General features: G+C 32.7%; 10 protein-coding genes. 8 read left to right on the forward strand and 2 right to left on the reverse strand.

The features are described 5' to 3' along the window. The first annotated feature begins 54 nt into the window (after positions 1 to 54). Entirely contained in the window at positions 55 to 726 is a 672-nt protein-coding gene (locus tag EYY60_RS10015; protein ID WP_132989206.1) for a copper homeostasis protein CutC, read from the forward strand. Positions 727 to 810: 84 nt separating this feature from the next. Here the strand turns inward: EYY60_RS10015 and EYY60_RS10020 are convergent, their stop codons facing one another. After that, positions 811 to 3,228, reverse strand: coding sequence for a TonB-dependent receptor domain-containing protein (locus EYY60_RS10020; protein ID WP_132989207.1), 2,418 nt, complete (start codon positions 3,226 to 3,228; stop codon positions 811 to 813). Positions 3,229 to 3,550: 322 nt separating this feature from the next. Here EYY60_RS10020 and argS point away from each other — a divergent pair, with 322 nt between their 5' ends. The 5 genes from argS (at position 3,551) to EYY60_RS10045 (ending at position 15,544) form a co-directional block, all read left to right on the forward strand. Beyond that, the gene (argS, locus tag EYY60_RS10025) at positions 3,551 to 5,329 is read left to right on the forward strand and encodes an arginine--tRNA ligase (protein ID WP_132989208.1); all 1,779 of its coding nucleotides are present in this window, start codon (positions 3,551 to 3,553) and stop codon (positions 5,327 to 5,329) included. A gap of 507 nt (positions 5,330 to 5,836) precedes the next feature. Then, positions 5,837 to 9,040, forward strand: a complete 3,204-nt coding sequence (locus tag EYY60_RS10030; RefSeq protein WP_132989209.1) for a SusC/RagA family TonB-linked outer membrane protein — start codon at positions 5,837 to 5,839, stop codon at positions 9,038 to 9,040. A 9-nt stretch (positions 9,041 to 9,049) separates the two neighbouring features. Then, positions 9,050 to 10,552 carry a SusD/RagB family nutrient-binding outer membrane lipoprotein gene (locus EYY60_RS10035; protein WP_132989210.1) on the forward strand — a complete coding sequence of 501 codons (1,503 nt, stop codon included), beginning with the start codon at positions 9,050 to 9,052 and terminating at the stop codon, positions 10,550 to 10,552. Between the two features lie 347 nt (positions 10,553 to 10,899). Further along, positions 10,900 to 14,067: a SusC/RagA family TonB-linked outer membrane protein gene (locus tag EYY60_RS10040; RefSeq protein WP_132989211.1), complete on the forward strand. Its 3,168-nt coding sequence runs from the start codon at positions 10,900 to 10,902 to the stop codon at positions 14,065 to 14,067. A gap of 4 nt (positions 14,068 to 14,071) precedes the next feature. Next, complete coding sequence (locus tag EYY60_RS10045; protein ID WP_132989212.1) at positions 14,072 to 15,544, forward strand: RagB/SusD family nutrient uptake outer membrane protein; 1,473 nt, start codon at positions 14,072 to 14,074, stop codon at positions 15,542 to 15,544. Between the two features lie 80 nt (positions 15,545 to 15,624). Here the strand turns inward: EYY60_RS10045 and EYY60_RS10050 are convergent, their stop codons facing one another. Continuing rightward, complete coding sequence (locus tag EYY60_RS10050; RefSeq protein WP_132989213.1) at positions 15,625 to 16,530, reverse strand: DUF6607 family protein; 906 nt, start codon at positions 16,528 to 16,530, stop codon at positions 15,625 to 15,627. A gap of 104 nt (positions 16,531 to 16,634) precedes the next feature. Here EYY60_RS10050 and EYY60_RS10055 point away from each other — a divergent pair, with 104 nt between their 5' ends. Together EYY60_RS10055 and EYY60_RS10060 are read left to right on the forward strand one after the other, a co-directional pair. Then, positions 16,635 to 18,740 (forward strand): TonB-dependent receptor plug domain-containing protein, encoded by a 2,106-nt coding sequence (locus EYY60_RS10055; protein ID WP_132989214.1) that lies wholly within the window; start codon positions 16,635 to 16,637, stop codon positions 18,738 to 18,740. 17 nt (positions 18,741 to 18,757) lie between these two features. Then, the gene (locus tag EYY60_RS10060) at positions 18,758 to 19,837 is read left to right on the forward strand and encodes an HmuY family protein (protein ID WP_132989215.1); all 1,080 of its coding nucleotides are present in this window, start codon (positions 18,758 to 18,760) and stop codon (positions 19,835 to 19,837) included. Positions 19,838 to 19,896: the final 59 nt, after the last annotated feature.

A 19,896-nucleotide genomic window follows, 5' to 3' on the forward strand; every position in this document is an offset into this window, starting at 1 on the left:
TTTTTGATATCCCAAATCTTGTGATTTCATACGAAATGACAAAAAAAGAATCAAATGAAAAAAAATCAGCTCGAAATAGCGTGTTTCAATTATGAATCGGCATTGATTGCTCAAGAAAGCGGTGCGGACAGAATTGAACTATGTGAAAACATGAAACTCGGGGGTACAACGCCCAATTCGATTTTAGTAGTGAAAGTCCGCGAAAGCGTAAAAATAAAAATGCATGTCATTATAAGGCCTCGTGGCGGTGATTTTGTTTATTCTGATGAAGAACTTACAGAAATGAAACAAGATATCAAGCAGTATAAAAAACTTGGAGTTGATGGTTTTGTTTTCGGAATTTTGAAACCAAACGGAAAAGTAAATAAGCGTCAAAATAAAGAATTGGTACATTTGGCACATCCTTTATCATGTACTTTCCATCGGGCTTTTGATGTTGTAGATTCTATTGAAAAAGGACTTGAAGATGTAATTGAATGTGGTTTTCAAACTATTTTGACTTCAGGAAAAGCAAAAAATGTTGAAGAAGGAATTTTTGATTTAGAACAAATTCAAAAATTAGCCAAAGACCGAATCGAAATCATGCCGGGAGGAGGCTTAAGATCTTCAAACATAAAATTACTGCAAGATAAGTTGACTCCAACTTTTTATCATTCATCAGCCATTACAGATAAGTCCGAAATTGCAAATCCCGAAGAAATAAAAGAATTGCGAAATTTTTTATAATCTAAAATAAAAAAGCCTGGAGTTAGCATACTCCAGGCTTTTCTTTTCTACAAGAACTATTAAAATCTACTAATCAAAGTGGGATTAAAACATTCCGCCTCCACCTTTATTAGTGTTATCTTCTCTTTGTTTACGTTGTAAGTTTTTGATTTTTCCACCACCAAAGTTATAAGTCAAACCTAAATAAACTGTTCTGCTTTCCCAAGAAAACTGACCTGTTTGTGGATAAGGGTAAATTCCATCAAAAGCATATTTCATGGTTTTGAAAACATCATTAAAACGTACGCTAATGTTCATTTTGTTGTCTAACAATGTATAACGTGAACCAATATCCATTTTGTACATTTCGTGTCTGTTTTGCTGCACATCTTCAACTGGTCCTCTGTAAAAACCAAATAACAAGAAGCTTAAACGTTTTGTCGGTTTAAAGTTTGAGTTCATACGAGCATTGAATGCTGTAGTTGTTACACTACGCTCAAGAGGTGCACTTGTGTTTGTTGCAGGATCAAATTCAAATACAACACCTTGCTGTTTGATGCTTGAGAAATCAATCGATGGTTGAATATCCCACCATTTTGTTAGCTTATAATTCAACGAAACATCAAAACCATAAGCGCTATTGTGATCGTAGTTTGTATAGCTCAAAATTTGTTTGTATCCAGATGGATCATTTGGATCCGGGCTCAAAGTTCTGCTGATTTGATCATTGATGCTTCTTACGAAAACACCAGCTGTAATGCTTCCTTTATCAAGAGTTTTAGTGTAATTTACTTCAACTGAGTTTGTAAATTGAGGTCTTAATTCAGGATTTCCATATGAAGTTACTAACGGAGTTGAAAACTCACGAATAGGTTTTGTCTGCTCAATACTCGGACGGTCAACACGACGGCTGTAGCTAAATTGAAGAACATTTTTCTCATTCAAATTATACGTCAAATAAGCTGATGGATACAATGTAATATAGTCATCATTGAATTTGTCCTGACCGTGATTTAAATTAGCTTGAACTTTATAGCTTTCAAAACGAGTTCCTACTTGGTAACTGAATTTTTTGAATTTTTGGCCAAAAGTCACATAAGCTGAGTAAATATCAGTGTCGTAAGTATAGTTTGAAATTCTTTCGTCAACAGGGACTAATGGATTACCAGTGTTGTAATCGTTGTTTGTTCTTGTGATTCTAGCTTCAGCACCAGCTTCAAGCGTAGTTTTATCGTTCAACGGATTTACATAGTCAACATTTATTGTGCTCAATTTTCTTTGATCACCAATTTGATCGCTGTAAATTACACTATTTGAAGTGTTATCAGGTCTTGTTGTTGTTGTATTAAAGCTTGCATTTTGATCTGCTTTAGTATCGCTGTAGTTACCTTCAAAATCTAAAGTATGTCCTTCTTTTTTGAAAATATGTTTGTACGCTAAATTATAAGTTCCCGTTTTTGTTGGTCCTTTATAATGTGAATCTTGGTAGATATTAAAAATATTTGGATCAGCGTTATTGTAATCAATATCAGTAATTACGTTTCCATTTCCAGTTGATTTGTTTTGATTGGTATAAAATGACAAAGTGTTTTTGTCATCAATCAAATAATCCATTCCTAGTTTGTACAAATAATTGTCGTTTTCGTTAGAAATTTTCAAATTTTGTTCCACATCTTGATCCAATCTTTGGATTCTTCCTTTGTTGTAATATGTACCAAAGTTTTGACCTCCGTTTCCAAAGAAATTTACTTTTCCAGTTTTGTAGTTCAAGTCAAGTGACTGATTGTATTTTGCAGTTTCTCCAAAAGTTATACCTCCACTGTAGCTTCCGTTGAAACCAGTGTTAGCACTTTTATGCAATACAATATTGATGATTCCAGACATTCCTTCTGGATTGTATTTAGCACTTGGATTTGTAATCAACTCAATTTTTTTGATTGAAGTTGAAGGAATTTGTTTTAATAATTGAGCTGGGTCAATATTAGATGGGCGTCCGTCGATTAATACACGAACATTGTCATTTCCACGAAGCGAAAGTTTTCCATCCTGATCAACGTTTACTGATGGGATATTGCTCATAATATCAGACGCAGAAGCTCCAGCAGTAGTCAAATCTTTACCAACAGTGATTACTTTACGGTCAATTTTTTGCTCAATTGTCGAACGTTCAGCAACAATATTTACACCTTTTAACTGTGTTGCTTCTTCTTCAAGAGAAACATTTACTGTAGCCGTTTTTCTGTTTTCGCTTAAAATTAATGAACCAACATATTTTTTGAAACCAATATATTGAATTTCGATAGTGTAGCTTTTTAAAGCTAAATTTTTGATTGTAAAATCACCATTGTCATCTGTATTGACACCAGATACCACTTTTCCGTTTTCTTTGATAGAAACAGTTGCATAAGAAATTGGTGCGTTATTCGATTTTTCGATAATTTTTCCCGAGACTGTCCCGGAATTCTGGGCCTGTGCTGTTGCAATTAAACTGAATAATGCGAACAGAAAGAATTTTAATTTCATAATAAGTAATTGATTATTTTGATTTGATTGATGATGATTGTTTTTTTGTTTTTGTTAGATTTTTTTTGGCTTTAAATAAATTCAAAGTCACTATTAAGACTCTTTTACATCTAATATGTTACAAGAAAAAGCTAATTATTTTTTAATTTAATTTGTGACTTGTTGTTTTGTAGGAGATTAGCGTTTTAATTTTTTGATAATTTTAACATTCATCCAAAAGACTTTTTTAAGAAATTCTGAACGTTTTGTGCGATTTTATATGTTTTTCATTTTCTGTAATTGATGAATAAGCTGTATCTTTGCTCACTTTAAAATAAGTTACATGTCATTATCACAAATTCTTACACCTTCTATACAAAAAGCAATTCAAGCATTATTTGATGTTTCAGTTGATAAAATCGAATTTCAAACTACCAGAAAAGAGTTTGAAGGCGATATTACTATGGTAATTTTTCCATTACTGAAAGTAATTAAAAGTAATCCTGCTGAATTAGGGAATAAAATTGGAAATTACCTGGTTGAAAACGTTTCTGAAGTAGCGCGCTTTAATGTAGTATCAGGATTTTTGAATATTGTTATTTCAGACAGTTATTATCTGAATTTCTTCAATGAAATAAAAGACAATGCAAAATTTGGTTACGTAACTCCAAATCCAGAAGATAAGGCAATTATGGTCGAGTATTCATCGCCAAACACAAATAAGCCTTTACACTTAGGTCACGTTCGTAACAATTTATTAGGATATTCTGTTGCTGAAATTTTAAAAGCTTCTGGAAAAAAAGTTTATAAAACGCAGATCATCAACGATCGCGGAATTCATATTTGTAAATCGATGTTGGCTTGGGAGAAATTCGGAAACGGAGAAACTCCAGAAAGCTCAAATTTAAAAGGGGATAAATTAGTTGGAAAATATTATGTAGAGTTTGATAAAGCTTACAAAGCAGAAATTAACCAATTAATTGAAGCTGGAAAAACAGAAGAAGAAGCTAAAAAACAAGCTCCAATTATTATTGAAGCGCAGGAAATGCTTAAAAAATGGGAGGCTGGCGACGAAAAAGTGATTTCGCTGTGGAAAAAAATGAACGAATGGGTTTATGAAGGTTTTGCAACAACTTACAATAATCTTGGAGTTAATTTTGATAAATATTACTACGAAAGCAATACTTACTTATTAGGTAAAGATGTTGTTCAGGTAGGTTTAGATAAAGGTGTTTTCGAAAAAGATCCTGATGGTTCTGTTTGGATTGATTTGACTGACGAAGGTTTAGATCGTAAAATTGTTTTACGTTCTGATGGAACTGCAGTTTATATGACGCAAGATATTGGAACAGCAATTCAGCGTATAAAAGATATGCCGGATGTTGGAGGAATGGTTTACACAGTTGGAAACGAGCAAGATCATCACTTCAAAGTTTTATTCTTAATCTTGAAAAAATTAGGTTTCGATTGGTCTTCAACTTTATATCATTTGTCATACGGAATGGTAGATTTACCTTCTGGAAAAATGAAAAGCCGTGAAGGAACTGTTGTAGATGCAGATGATTTAATGCAGGATATGACAGATACAGCAAAACAAATTTCTGAAGATTTAGGGAAACTGGACAGTTATTCTGCTGAGGAAAAAGCTAAATTGTATAAAACAATTGGTTTAGGAGCTTTGAAATATTACATTTTGAAGATCGATCCTAAAAAACGTATTTTGTTCAATCCAGAAGAATCTGTTGATTTTGCAGGAAATACAGGTCCGTTTATTCAATATACTTATGCCAGAATTCAGTCAATAATCCGCAAAGCCGATTTTGATTTTTCTGCAAAAACAACAATTGAAGAACTTCATGAAAAAGAAAAAGAATTGGTAAAACAAATCGAACTTTTCCCAGAAATTATTCAAAACGCTGCACAAAATCATAGTCCGGCGTTAATTGCAAATTATACCTATGATTTGGTAAAAGAATATAATTCGTTCTATCAATCCGTTCATATTTTGGGTGAAGTTGATTTGACAAAAAAGATTTTCAGAGTGCAGCTTTCTCAGAAAGTAGCCGAAGTTATTAAATCGGCATTCAGTTTATTAGGGATTGAAGTTCCTGAGAGAATGTAGTATATTGATACTATAAAATTTGGAAAGCCAATAGTTTTTTAACTATTGGCTTTTTTTATTGTTTTTTTGGCTTAAAGAGGGTTTTTGTAGTTTAATTCTTATTTAAGTTTGCTTCAATAAAAATATTAAAACATTTATAAAAACTCTCTTAGTCATTTTTATCTATTTTGAATTAGTACGCTTTTAGTATAAAAACTAAGAGAATTAAACCGTCTAGACATGATCTAGGCGGTTTTTTGGTTTCATTGATTCACTTATTTCATTCATGTTTATAGAAGCTAAAAGGATCTCTTTTTTTGTTGACGTAAATGTTTTTTGAATTCTTACAAATCTTTTTGATTTCATAATATCCATAATCACTTTTTAAAAGTTATATCCTTTAAAAATTCACCTTTTAATTATAATTGTAGTAATAGTATTATATTTATTAATGTTAATTAAAATAAAATTCTTGTTAAAATTGTTTAAATTTTATAAGTTGCATTCAAATTCAAATAAAATATAATAATGGAACAAAAATTTACAAGATTGATTATTCTGTTTTTTATTCTAATGATGCAATTATCATTTGCTCAAGAAAAAAAAATTACAGGAATAGTTACGGACAATGCCGGAATACCTTTACCGGGAGTAAGCATTTTAGTTAAAGGCACAAAATTAGGAGCACAAACTGATTTTGACGGAAAGTATGTAATTAAAGTCTCTCCAAGTCAAATCTTGGTATTTACTTACATCGGAATGAGAACACAAGAAATTGCAGCGAGTTCTTCGGTTATTAATGTAAAATTGACTGATTCTTCTGTAGAACTTGAGGGTGTCGTAGTAACTACTGCAATGGGAGTTAAAAGAGAAAAGAAATCCTTAGGTTATGCAACGCAACAAATTTCAGGGAAAGATTTGGACGGAGGTGCAGGAAATACGAATGTTTCCAATCTTTTATCTGGAAAAGCAGCTGGGGTTGAAGTTTCGAGAAATACAAATTTTGGAGGATCTACAAATGTTGTGATTCGAGGAAATAAATCTCTTACAGGAAATAATCAAGCGCTTTGGGTAATTGATGGCGTACCAATAGATAACACAAATAATAATACGACTACTCAAACAAGTGGTCGTGGAGGCTATGATTATGGAAACAGTGTATCTGATATAAATCAAGAAGATATTGAGAGTATTAACATTCTTAAAGGTGCCGCAGCAACAGCTCTATATGGTTCAAGAGCAGCAAATGGAGTTGTAATGGTAACTACCAAAAAAGGGAAAAAAGAGGATAAAAAGGTTGGTTTTACTTTTTCGAGCAATTTTACAGTTGGAACGGTTGATAAATCTACATTTCCTAAATATCAGGATAAATACGGGTCAGGTTACGGAATTGGAAGTTCGTTTTTAGACCCAGAAAGCAAAATTCCTACAGTAGATACATCTAATGATGCTTCATACGGAGATGCTTTTACAGGACAACCAGTATATCAATGGGATGCTTTTACTCCTTATTCAAAAAATTATAACAAAGCCACACCTTGGCAAGCTGCTGAAAATGGACCTATTGCCTTTTTTAAAACAGCGCAAACAAATACCAATAGTTTGTCTCTTGAAAAAGCTACTGAAAAATCAAGTCTTTCACTGTCCTATGTAAATACGCTTCAATCAGGTATTTTACCAAATAGTGAATTGAAAAAGAATCAATTAAGTGCTAGATTTAGCCAGAATATTACAGATAAACTAACAGCAAATGCATACGCTGCAGTGACTTTGCAAAACACTATTGGTAGAAACTCGACAGGATACAATGATAATATTCTTGGTAATTTCAGACAATGGTGGCAAACGAATACTGATTTAAAAGAATTGCAAAATGTTTACAATGCTTCAGGAGGTAAAAACATTACTTGGAACTGGGCTGACCCTACCTCGCCTGAAGGATTAGTACCTGCTTATTGGGACAATCCGTATTTTACTCGTTATCAAAATTATTCTTCAGACAGTAGAACACGCTTGTTCAGTTATGCGTCTCTTAATTATAAAATAACAGATTGGTTAAGTGCGTTAGGTCGTGTGTCATTAGATACTTATAAAGAACTTCAAGAAGAAAGAAGAGCTGTAGGATCTATAGCGTCAGGTTTCGGATTGTCTCCAGTTGATGAAAATTCAGGTTATCAAAGAAACGATAATAATTTTCAAGAAGTTAATTATGATTTCATGTTGAACTTTAATAAAAAATTTGGGGAAGATATTAGTTTGACGGGAATATTAGGTGCGAATGTAAGAAGAGATGATAAGGAGAGTGTTCTTTCATCAACAATTGGAGGATTAGTAACTCCGGGAATATATGCATTATCAAATTCAAGATATGCCTTGCCTTTCCCGCAAGAAGCAAAATACACCAAACAAGTAAACGGAATTTATGCTCAAGCATCTTTAGGATATAAAGATACTTACTTTTTAGACGCTTCCTTAAGACGTGATGTGTCTTCAACGCTTCCAAATGGAAATAATTCATATGTATATCCTGCTGTATCAGGATCTGTTTTGTTTTCGAATTTAATGAAACAAGAATGGTTGAATTTGGGAAAATTTAGAATGAATTATGCAGAAGTAGGAAATGATGCAGATGCTTTGCAGCTTAGAAACACTTATGTGAGAAGCTCTAATTTTGATAATCAATCGATGTACACTTTACCAAACATAAATAAAAATCCAAATTTAAAACCAGAAAGAACTAAATCTTTTGAGGTAGGACTTGAAACTAGTATGCTTGACAGACGCTTAGGATTTGATGTGACTTATTACAAAACAAATTCTGTGGATCAAATTGTTTCTGCTGCAGTTTCCTCTGTATCTGGTTACACAAATGCAGTAGTAAATGGTGGAAATATTGAGAATAAAGGTTTGGAAATTCAAATTACAGGGACACCTGTTAAAACAAAAGATTTTAGTTGGGATATTACAGCAAACTGGTCTAATAACAGAAGTAAAGTTATTTCATTGCCAGGAGGAATTGAAAATTTACAGTTAGCTAGTTTTCAAGGTGGGGTTACAACCAACGCAACACTTAATGAAGCATATGGAAGTATAAAAGGAACCGATTATGTTTACACCAATGGCCAGCCAACGGTAGATCAAACAACAGGTAAGTATATGATTACTACAACATCTGACAATACAATAGGAAATATTACTCCAGATTGGATTGGCGGATTAAGAAATCGTCTTACTTATAAAAATGTTTCGTTTAGTTTTTTAATTGATACTCAACAAGGAGGAGATATTTTTTCTTTGGATATGTATTATGGTTTAGCTACTGGATTGTATAAAGAAACTGCCGTAGGAGATATTCGCGAAAAAGGTGTCTTAAATCCGGGAGTTGCCCCAGATGGTTCGCCAAATAAAGTAATGTCACAAAATCCTGGAACCTATTCTAATAATTATGGTTATTTAGCTGAGCCTGCAAAAGCATTTGTGTATGATGCTTCTTATGTGAAATTAAGAGAGGTTTCAATTTCGTATAATTTTCCTAAAAGCATGTTTGAAGGGACATTTGTTAATTCGGCAACCTTTAGTTTATTAGGGTCTAATTTGTGGATCATTAGCAAACATTTGCCTTATGCTGATCCTGAAAGCGGATTGTCTTCTGGAAATAATTCTAGAGGATATTCTGTTGGTTCATTGCCAACAACAAGGGATATAGGATTCAATTTAACATTTAAATTTTAAAACAACATCATGAGAAAAATAGTTTATTTTTTAAGTGTTTTAGCACTTACAAGTTCGTGTAGTGACTTGACCGACTTAAATGTGGATGAAAAAAATCCTTCAGAAGTTCCGGCTTCTTCCCTTTTTACTAGTGCAGAAAAAGGTATTGCTGAACAAGTTGTAAATACTAGCGTTAACAAAAATATATTTAGACTTGTAAATCAGCAATGGACAGAAACCACTTATATTGATGAATCAGTTTATCAATGGACAACAAGGAATATTTCAGGGAATCACTGGAATGCTTATTTTGCAGGTACGACAAATAATGATGGGTCTTTGTATGACTTAGTAATGGCGAAATCATTTATAGAAAAAGAAGTGATTTTAGATTCTGATCCTGAGTTTGAAGCGAAGACTGCTACTAAAAAAAATCAGCTTGCTTTAATCGATATTTTAACGGTTTACTCGTATCAAATTTTGGTTGATACTTTTGGCGATATTCCTTATTCAGAAGCTTTTAAAGGTTCTGGGAATTATCTTCCAAAATATGATAAAGCAGTAGATATTTACAAAGATTTGATTGTTCGATTAGATGAAAACATTAAAAACATTCAAATTGGATATCCTGCCTTTGGTAATGCCGATGTTATTTACAGGGACAATATGGCTTCTTGGATCAAATTTGCAAATAGTGTTAAATTGAAACTAGGAATAAATCTCAAAGCTTCTGGTTTGGAAAGTTCGATTGCTGATGTTGCGATTCTTTCTGCTTCAAAAAACGTATTTTCATCAAATGCTGATAATGCAAAAATATCGTATGAAACGAATGTGCCTAATACTAATCCGCTTTATGTTGACTTAGTTTTTGGAGGAAGACATGATTTCGTGCCTGCTAAACCATTTGTGGATGCATTGGTGGCTAAAAATGACCCTAGAACAAAGGTATACTTTGCACAAAATTTACAGGATGAAAACGGAAATCCTTTACCATATAAAGGAGGTGTAATTGGAGTTAAAAATAGTTTTGGAAAATTTACTCATATAAGTGATAAGATTCAAGCACCAGATTTTAAAGGAACTTATTTGGATTATGCTGAAGTTGAGTTTTTATTAGCGGAAGCTGTTGAGAGGGGAATTGCTATTGATGGAAGCGCAGAATCACATTATAATAATGCAATTAAAGCTTCTATGGAAGATTGGGGAGTATCCTCGACAGAAGCTAATGCCTATTTATCACAACCATTAGTTGCTTATGCAACAGCGATCGGAACTTGGCAACAGAAAATTGGCGAGCAGGCATGGTATGCAATGTTTAATAGAGGATTTGAAGGTTGGACTTTTACAGGACGACTAAATTTCCCTGCACTAGTGCCTCCATCAAATGCTGATGCAGCTGCAAATGGAAAAATTCCATCCCGAATGGCTTATCCAATAAGAGAGCAGACTTTAAATGCTACAAATTATAACGCCGCAGCAAATGCTATTGGCGGTGATAAATTAGACACAAAATTATTTTGGGATAAAGATTGATTTAAAAAATATTTTTAATTGTTTTTTGAAAATCTCTAGTAGAGATCTAAGACCGCCTGAATCAATTTTTCAGGCGGTTTTTGTTTTAATAACTGTCATTTCTGATTGCATAAACTTCTTCTTACATTTTTCATGAAAATTCATGTATTTATGTAAATTCTTGTTTATTAAGCTTGGCCTTTTTTAAATACAGAATAAAATTCTTACTAATTAGCATAAAAAAATTAATTTTGCATTTCTAAATTGTAGTTAAAAGATTACTTTTTTATGTTAAAAAAACCGTTAATTCTTGTTAAAATTATTTTAAATTTTTAAGTTGCACCCAATAACTCAAAAAAAATAAAATAATGAAACAAAAAATTACAAGAATTGTATTGTTGTTTTTTATAGCAGGAGTGCAATTAATTTTTGCACAACAAAAAACTGTTTCCGGAATAATATCTGACAGTTCAGGTCCAATTCCAGGTGCAAATGTTATGGTGCAAGGGACAAACATTGGCGTTCAGTCTGATTTTGATGGTAAATATTCTATCAAAGCTAAAACTGGTGATATTTTGGTTTTTTCGTACATGGGTATGAAAAATAATATTGTAACAATAGGTTCAGGATCTGTAATTAATGTGAAAATGCAAGCAGATGGAAAGGAACTTGAAGAAGTTGTTGTAGTAGCGTATGGTACTGCTAAAAAGACTTCTTATGTTGGGTCCGCTACTCAAATAAAGTCAGACCAACTTGAAAATAGACCTTTGACAAATGCACTTTCCGTTTTAGAAGGTTCAACATCAGGAGTTCAAATTCAGAGTTCAGCTGGTCAGCCAGGTGCAGCGCCAGAAGTTAGGATTCGCGGTTTTAGTTCGATTAATGGATCAAATACACCTTTATATATTGTCGATGGAGTTCCATATGCGGGAGATATTAGTAATTTGAATTCTAGTGATATTGAAAGTTTAAGCGTTTTAAAAGATGCTTCTTCTACATCACTTTATGGTTCAAAAGCGGCAAATGGTGTAATTATTATTACAACAAAATCTGGAAAATCACAAAAAGATAAGTTTTCATTAAACTTAAGTACTGGGATGACTTCACGTTCCATTAAAGATTATTCGAGAGTAAATGCACTTGATTATTATCCTTTAGAATGGGAAGCGATTCGTAATAGTCGCCCAATGGGTAATCAAGCACAAATTGACGCAGCAAATGCTTATGCATCTGCAAGAGTTCCTGTTGTATTGGTAACTAATCCTTTTAACGTTCCTAACGGAAGTATTGTTGGCACTGATGGAAAATTAAATCCTGATGCTAAATTGTTATATCCGCAAGACCTTGATTGGGCTAAACAATTAGAAAGAGCAGGAGTTCGAAAAAATGTAGATTTTTCTTATCAGGGGAAATCAGAAAAATCAAATTATTTTGCTTCTTTAGGATATTTAGATGAAGAGGGATATATTCAAAAATCTGGTTTCGAAAGAACAACAGGAAGATTGAATTTAAATACAAGTTTAAAAGAGTGGTTTAAAACAGGTGTAAATATTTCAGGAACTTTAACCAATTCGAAATTAGGAACAGATGGAGTGGAAAATACTAGTTCATTCAAAAATCCATTTAGAACAATAAGAACAATGGGGCCAATTTACCCAGTTTTTGATCATACAGCAAATGGCGATTATGTACTTGATGAAAATGGTGACCGCGTTTATTCAACAGTTAGAGGATCAGGGGCTTCTAATGGACGAAACGTTGTTTATGAAACTTTAAATGATACTGATGTGGTAAAAGGATTGGCACTTTCAGCTAGAACTTTCTTTGAAATTTCATTTACTAAAGATTTAAAATTCACGACAAATGCTTCTATTGATAAAACATATAGAAATAGAACTTATTCCTATAATACTGAAATTGGAGATGGAGCGCCAACTGGCTTGATGGCGAAAGAAGATAAAATTCTAACAGGAATTACATACAATCAGTTATTGAATTATTCGAAGAAAATCGGAGAGCATTCATTCAATGTATTGTTAGGACATGAAAGTTTCGATTACGAAACAAACTGGACAAGTAGCAGTAAAACAGGTCAAGTAGCCCCAGATATCATTGAATTTGTTAATTATGCAACAACCACCGGCTTGACTTCTTATACAAGAAATTATGCAACAGAGTCATACTTTTCGAGAGCTGGCTATGATTATATGAGCAAGTATATTTTTTCAGCATCATTAAGAAGAGATGGATCATCAAAATTTGCTGAAAATAATCGTTGGGGTAATTTCTGGTCTTTAGGTGGTGCGTGGGTACTTTCTAAAGAAAATTTTCTTAAGGAAAATTCTTGGATCAATGATTTGAAATTAAGAGGTTCAATAGGACAAGTTGGTAATGATTCTCATACAATTGGAGACAGAAATGATGCAGGTACAAAAATTAATGGTTTAAATTATTATGTGAGCCAGCCTACTTATAGTTTAGGTTATGATAATGGAAGCGAGGGAGGTATTGTAACTTATGCCGCGGCAGCGCCAGATTTAAAATGGGAGGTAAATACTCAAAAAGATCTTGCTTTAGAATTTGGTTTGTTTAAAAACAGATTAAAAGGAAGTATAGAGTATTATAATAGAAACACTGATGGATTAATTTTTTCTGTACCAAACCCATTGTCTTCTGGTTTGGACAACAGAGTAGAAAATATTGGTTCTATGGTTAACAAAGGATTTGAATTGGCTTTGGATGGTGTTATTGTTAAAACTAATGATTTTTCTTGGAATTTAAATATTAATGCCTCAACGATTAATAATAAAATTACAAAACTTCCTCAAGGAGAAATTATTGATGGAACTAAAAAACTTTCAGTTGGTCATTCAATTTATGATTATTGGTTGAGAGATTGGTACGGTGTAGATCCTTCAGATGGTTACGCATTATTTGTAGCAGATCCAAAATTTGTTGGTTCGGGAGATGCTTCACTCCGAGTTGTAAACGGAGTAAATGTAACAACTGACCAAAATAAAGCGCTTTATCATTATGCTGGCTCGGCTATTCCAGATTTGTTTGGAAGCTTTGGAAATACATTTAAGTATAAAGGATTTCAATTAGATGTAATATGCACATATCAGATAGGTGGGCAAATGTATGATACAAATTATGCTGTTTTAATGCATACCGGTAATAATTATGGATCAGCTTTAAGCACAGACACTTTTAGAAGATGGCAGAAACCTGGAGATATAACTGATGTGCCTCGATTGGATGTTAACAGAAATACTCCAGCAAGTGCAGCTTCTGATAGATGGTTAATAGGTTCTGATTATTTGTCATTGAGACAAGTCAATTTATCATATAAAGTACCTTCAGAATTTATATCAAAATTCGAAATTGATAATGCTTCAGTATATATTAACGGAGAAAATTTAATGCTGTTTACAAAGCGCCAAGGAATGGATCCAACTCAAACTTTTAATGGAACAACTCAAAATAGATATATACCATCAAGAGTAATATCATTAGGATTGAATTTAAATTTTTAACATTATGAAATCAAAATATATAAAAATAGTACTCGCATTTATAGCATTAACCTTTTTAGGGGCATGTTCTGACGATTTTTTGGATAAAAAACCAACTGAATTTGTTGATTACGAAGGAGCAACAAAAACAACTGAGAATTTAATGACGCTTTTGAATGGCATTCATAGATCTTTATACATAAGTTATGAGGATCAGAGTCAAGGTGGTTTAGGTGGTTTGATGGAACAAATTGATATTGCCGGTGATGATGTGGTTTTTCCAATTACAAATGGCTGGTTCTTGACAATTTATAATTGGAGTGCAATGAATAATGAAAACTCTTCAGAACTTCGTTTTGCTTATAGAACGTATTATAGAATTATTCGAAATGCAAATACAATAATAAATGCAACAGATGCTGCAATCGGCTCTGATGCTGATAAGAAAATTGTAAAAGGACAAGCTTTGCTTTACAGGGCATTTTGTCACTATCAATTGGTACAGTTATTTGCCAAAAGATATGTGAATGGTGAAATAAATTCTCAACTTGGTATCCCGCTTATCCTGACTGTAGGAAACGATAAATTCCCTCGTTCAACGGTGGAAGAAGTTTATGCTCAAATAAACAAAGACTTAGATGATGCGAATGTTTTATTAATTGGTTACGCAAAACCAAATAATTCACATTTAGATTTGAAGGTTGCTCAAGGTTTGAAAGCTAGAGTAGCTTTGACTCAAGGAAATTGGTCAATTGCAGCAGATTATGCTAATAAAGCCAGAGCAGGAATGATTTTAATGCAAATGACAGAATATGCTTTAGGTTTTAACGATTACAATAATAGAGAATGGATGTGGGGAAGCCATATTAATGAAGTGCAAACGGCATATTTTGCAAATTTCGGAGCTTATATGTCTAGAAATTTTAGTTCAACGGTAATCCGTTCTTGTCCAAAAGCAATCAACAGCAAGCTTTATAGCATGATTCCAACAACTGATGTTCGTTCTACAATATTTGATAAAACAGGAAATCATACCGCTTTGGGACTTCCTTCAAATTTTGCTAAATTTCCGTATACTAGCCAGAAATTTTTAGCCATAAGTACAGGAGATAGTAGATGTGATGTTCCATATATGCGTGTTGCTGAAATGTATTTAATAGAAGCGGAAGCAAAAGCAAGACTTGGAAACGGAGATGCTGCAGCAGTACTTTTCGAATTTGAAAAAACAAGAAATCCTTCATATACATTATCAACAAATTCAGGACAAGCATTAGTTGATGAAATTTTACTTCAGAGAAGAATTGAATTATGGGGAGAAGGATTTAGATTCTATGATTTAAAACGTACTAATTCTTCTCTTGATAGAACTGGTGCAAATCATGATGTAGGCATTACAAATGGAGTTTTAATTGTCGCTCCTTCAGATAAAAGATGGCAATGGTTGATTCCAAAAGTTGAAATCGATGCAAATCCTTTAGTTAAACAAAATGAATTGTAATTGTTTGCATAAAAAATAGTTTTAAAAAAAAGCCGGAAGTTTCAATACTTCCGGCTTTTTCACTACTAAAATAAACAGTTTTATTTCTTAACGAACTTGTCGATAATAGCATCAGACTCTGCTTTTGTTGCATCTGGTTTTAAGTCAAATAAAAGAGAATATAAAGCTTTACGATCAACTTTTGCTTCTAAGTTTAAGTCTTGTTTTCTGTCAAAAAGAGTTTGCCATTTGTCACGAACATTTTTCCAAAGATCTTTATTAGTTGCCCACCATTTTTGAGCAGCAGCACATTTAGAATCTGGAACTTTAGTGTAAACATCAAATCCTTTTTCTTGAGCTAACAAAACATCTTTTCCGCTGTCATCTCTAACTAATTTGTCGTTATCTTGCTCATGATTCCATCCTGTAGCAGTAATTTCATGAATGTTTCTTCTTTTTAAAACATTATAATCATTACGTTTTGTTTGCTCTCTTCTTGGTAGCGGCGCATCAGCAACATTTGACCAGTAATCTTGTCCGTCAACATGAACCCAAGTTGATGATCCTTCATAACGTGGACTGTCATCTACTTGATATACTTTTTGAGTCCATTGCCCTTTAACTGCTTTTTTATCTAATTTTTTATATTTCCAAGAAGTTCCTTTGTCAAAAGAATATAAGTCTGTGTTTTCATAAAGCCAGTCTTGTCTCCAGTGTTTGATGATCATATCATCGCTCACAATCAATAAATGCTGCATTACAATTTTATTAGGAGTATCATCTAATAATTGAACCCATTCTAAAGCCGATTCGTGTTTAGTTTCAGATGGTTTATAAGTAAGAGAATCTTTAGGATATGAAAATGTTTCAGTGAAATTGAATTTTACTTCATAACAACCACACATTGATTTTATTGATTTAATGTCTTGTTGTTTTTTGTCCTGAGCGAAACCAAGACCACAAGTCAAAGCCATTACGGCCGTTAAATAGAGGCTTTTTGTAATCATAACTTATTATTTTGTTTTTAAATTTTTGCAAATATATATAATTTATTTAGAACAAATAAAAATAGTTTATATATTTGCGCCATTATTAAGACTGAATAAAAATAATGAAAATTAAAATTACCCTTTTTGCTGGACTTCTATTTTGTACATATTCTTTTGCTCAGCAAAAAGATAGCATTGTCTCTCAGGAAAAACTTTCTGAGGTTGTTGTGACTGGTCAAATCGAGCCTCAATCTATAAAAAAATCTGTATACAATGTTCGAGTTATTTCTAATAAGGATATCAAAAATTTAGCAGCGAATAATTTATCAGATGTGTTAAATCAATATTTAAATATTACAGTTACACCAAGCGGGACAAGTGGTCGTTCGACCGTTTCATTATTTGGATTGGATGCTCAATATTTTAAAATTTTGGTTGATAATGTTCCATTGGTTAACGAGGGTGGTTTAGGAAACAACACTGACCTTTCGCAAATTAACCTTAATGATGTAGAACGCATCGAGATTGTAGAAGGTGCAATGGGAGTTGTTTATGGTGCAAATGCAGTAAGCGGTGTTCTTAATATTATTACAAAAAAATATTCGAAGTATAAATGGGATATTAATGTTGCCGCTCAAGAGGAAACGGTTGGCAATGAATATTCTCTTTTTGATGAAGGAAGGCATATTCAGAATTTGCGCATTGGACATACTTTTAATGAAAATTGGTATGTAAGTGCTGGAATTAATAGAAATGATTTTCAGGGTTATTTAGGAGATAAGAACGGCAAAAATTATATAGAAAATGATGGTACTAGAGGATACAGCTGGTTGCCAAAAGAGCAATTAAATGGTATGGCTTTGATTTCGTATCAAAAAGGCAATTTCCGTTTTTTTTACCGATTTGAATTTTTAGACGAAGATGTAGATTATTATAATAGTACCGTTCAATCTGGTTTTAATACTGCCCCTTATCGTTACGCTGAAGATAGCAGATATTTTACAAATCGATATTTTAATAATTTGAATGCTATTGGTAAAATGTTTTCACAAGTAAATTATAATATTACCGTTACACATCAAAAGCAAGAACGAGATATTGAGGATTTTAGATATAATTTATATACCAGAGACGAATCCCTTAATTTGAGGGTAAAAGACCAATCGATGGAAGTGCTTTCTTCGATGGGAACATTCAATAACTTTTTTGAAAGTAAAACATTAGATTTTCAGTTAGGATACGAATTTGTAAACAATCAAGGTTTTTCTCTAGTTCAAGAGGCAAACAAAGTTTATGTTCCGATTCAAAAAACATTGGAAAACTATGATTTTTTCGCTTCTGCAGAAATTTTAGCGACAGAACGATTTTCTATAAAACCAGGAATACGTTTTTCTGCTCAGTCAAAATTTGACAATCAATACGCTTCCTCAATTGCTTTGAGATATTTATTTGATAAAGGCTTAGAGTTAAGAGGTTCTTTTGGCACTGGATATAGAACACCAAATTTTAACGAATTATATTCAAAACAAATTTTCGATGGCCACTTTTTTGTGGGAAATGAAAATTTAGTTCCTGAAAAAAGTACTTCTTATGAAGTGAGTGTCAAAAAAATAACGGCTTTTTCATCTGGATTGCAAATGGCAAATACATTTGCTGGGAGTTATTTGGATTTAAAAGATAAAATCGATCAGGCATATGTTGGAGATAATATAGATACAGGAAGTCCAATGTATCAATTTATCAATATTAGTAAATACAGAATGTGGAACTTCTCTTCGACCAATCAGTTTAGGCTGGACAATCTGACTTTTAATATTGGCGCTACTTTAGCTGGAGTTTCTCAAAATATGGATAGTGGAGATAACGGTATGAGTGATGAATTTTTATACACTTTAAATTTAAACGCGAGTGTTTCTTATATGTTTCCAAAATGGAAAACAGTTGTTTCGGGATATTATAAATACAACGGAAAAGCACAGCAATTTACCGAAGGAAGTTCTGGTTTTGTTTTGTCTGAAGTTGATCCAAGTAACTGGCTTGATGCTTCAATTAGACAAAATTTCTTCAAAAATCATTTAGAAGTTACCCTTGGCGCTAGAAATATTTTTAACATAGTTAATGTAAACAGAACGAATGCCAATACAGGAGCTCATGCTTCAGGCTCAGATGTAATGCTTGCATACGGGCGTTCTTACTTTTTAAAATTAGCATATAACCTTAATCTTTAATATAAATATAGAATACAATGAAAAAGTTATTATTTTTATCAATCGCGTTACTGTCACTAGCATCATGCTCAAATGATGACGATAATAAAGTGGAGATCCCAACAGTGGGAGAAACCTTAAAGACTTCTGTTGGTGGGCCAAACCAACCAAATCAACTTTATCTTGATTTAAGTGCTGCAGAAACTAAATCTGTAAACAGAGCATCTTGGGATTTAGGATTTTCTTCTGGTTCAGATTTTAGAGTAATCATCAATGGTTCTCTTAAAATGGCAGTGAAAAAATTAGCTACTTCAGATATTACTTTGTCTCAGGTGGCTGATGCAAATGTTTCAGTTGGGGCAGGTGAAACTCTTGCATCTAATGGATATGTTGATAATCCAACTGGAGTTTTAGCAGGAGCAGGAGCAGGTATCGGAACAGCAATCGCTGAAATTTCTGCTACAGATGCTGACAATAAAGTATATTTAGTAAATCTAGGATTTGCAATTTCTACTACTACACCAGGTGTTGGTTCAGTAAGTGTTGATGGAGAAGCTAGAGGATGGAAAAAAGTTAGAATCTTAAGAAGTGGAAATGGATATAAAATTCAATATGCTGACTTAACTTCTACGACTTTTACTGAAAAAACAATCTCAAAAGATGCTGACTTTAATTTTTCATTTTTTAGTTTAGTTTCAGGTAATAGTGTTTCAGTAGAACCAGCAAAAACAAAGTGGGATTTGAATTTTACAACTTTTACAAATTACTTAAATATGGGAAGTGGTGAGGTAACATACGGATATGCTGATTTTATTACTACAAATTCAAAAGGAGGAACACAAGCTTACCAAGTATTAACCTCTGTTAAAACTTATGAGGCTTTTACAAAAGCAGATGTAGTTGAAACAAACTTTACTGTTTCTGCAACAGATCAAAGAGTAATTGGAGCTAACTGGAGAAATGGTGGTGGGCCAACTTCATTGCCAAGCATTAGAACAGATCGTTTTTATGTTGTAAAAGATGCAGCTGGAAATTATTACAAAGTGAAATTCCTTGCTATGACAAATGATGCAGGTTTAAGAGGAAATACTACTTTAGAGTACGCAATCTTAAAATAATTCTTAAAAATGAAAAAATCTAAAAAGATCATTTCATTTTAACTTATGATGATTCGATA

Origin of the sequence: Flavobacterium zhairuonense (genome assembly GCF_004352915.1) — a bacterium.
GTDB classification, from domain to species: domain Bacteria; phylum Bacteroidota; class Bacteroidia; order Flavobacteriales; family Flavobacteriaceae; genus Flavobacterium; species Flavobacterium zhairuonense.

Coding starts and splice junctions, on each gene's coding strand:
- EYY60_RS10040 (WP_132989211.1), top strand. CDS start 10,900: ATGAAACAAAAAATTACAAGAATTGTATTGTTGTTTTTTATAGCAGGA.
- EYY60_RS10055 (WP_132989214.1), top strand. CDS start 16,635: ATGAAAATTAAAATTACCCTTTTTGCTGGACTTCTATTTTGTACATAT.
- EYY60_RS10020 (WP_132989207.1), bottom strand. CDS start 3,228: ATGAAATTAAAATTCTTTCTGTTCGCATTATTCAGTTTAATTGCAACA.
- EYY60_RS10060 (WP_132989215.1), top strand. CDS start 18,758: ATGAAAAAGTTATTATTTTTATCAATCGCGTTACTGTCACTAGCATCA.
- EYY60_RS10030 (WP_132989209.1), top strand. CDS start 5,837: ATGGAACAAAAATTTACAAGATTGATTATTCTGTTTTTTATTCTAATG.
- EYY60_RS10015 (WP_132989206.1), top strand. CDS start 55: ATGAAAAAAAATCAGCTCGAAATAGCGTGTTTCAATTATGAATCGGCA.
- EYY60_RS10050 (WP_132989213.1), bottom strand. CDS start 16,530: ATGATTACAAAAAGCCTCTATTTAACGGCCGTAATGGCTTTGACTTGT.
- EYY60_RS10045 (WP_132989212.1), top strand. CDS start 14,072: ATGAAATCAAAATATATAAAAATAGTACTCGCATTTATAGCATTAACC.
- EYY60_RS10035 (WP_132989210.1), top strand. CDS start 9,050: ATGAGAAAAATAGTTTATTTTTTAAGTGTTTTAGCACTTACAAGTTCG.
- argS (WP_132989208.1), top strand. CDS start 3,551: ATGTCATTATCACAAATTCTTACACCTTCTATACAAAAAGCAATTCAA.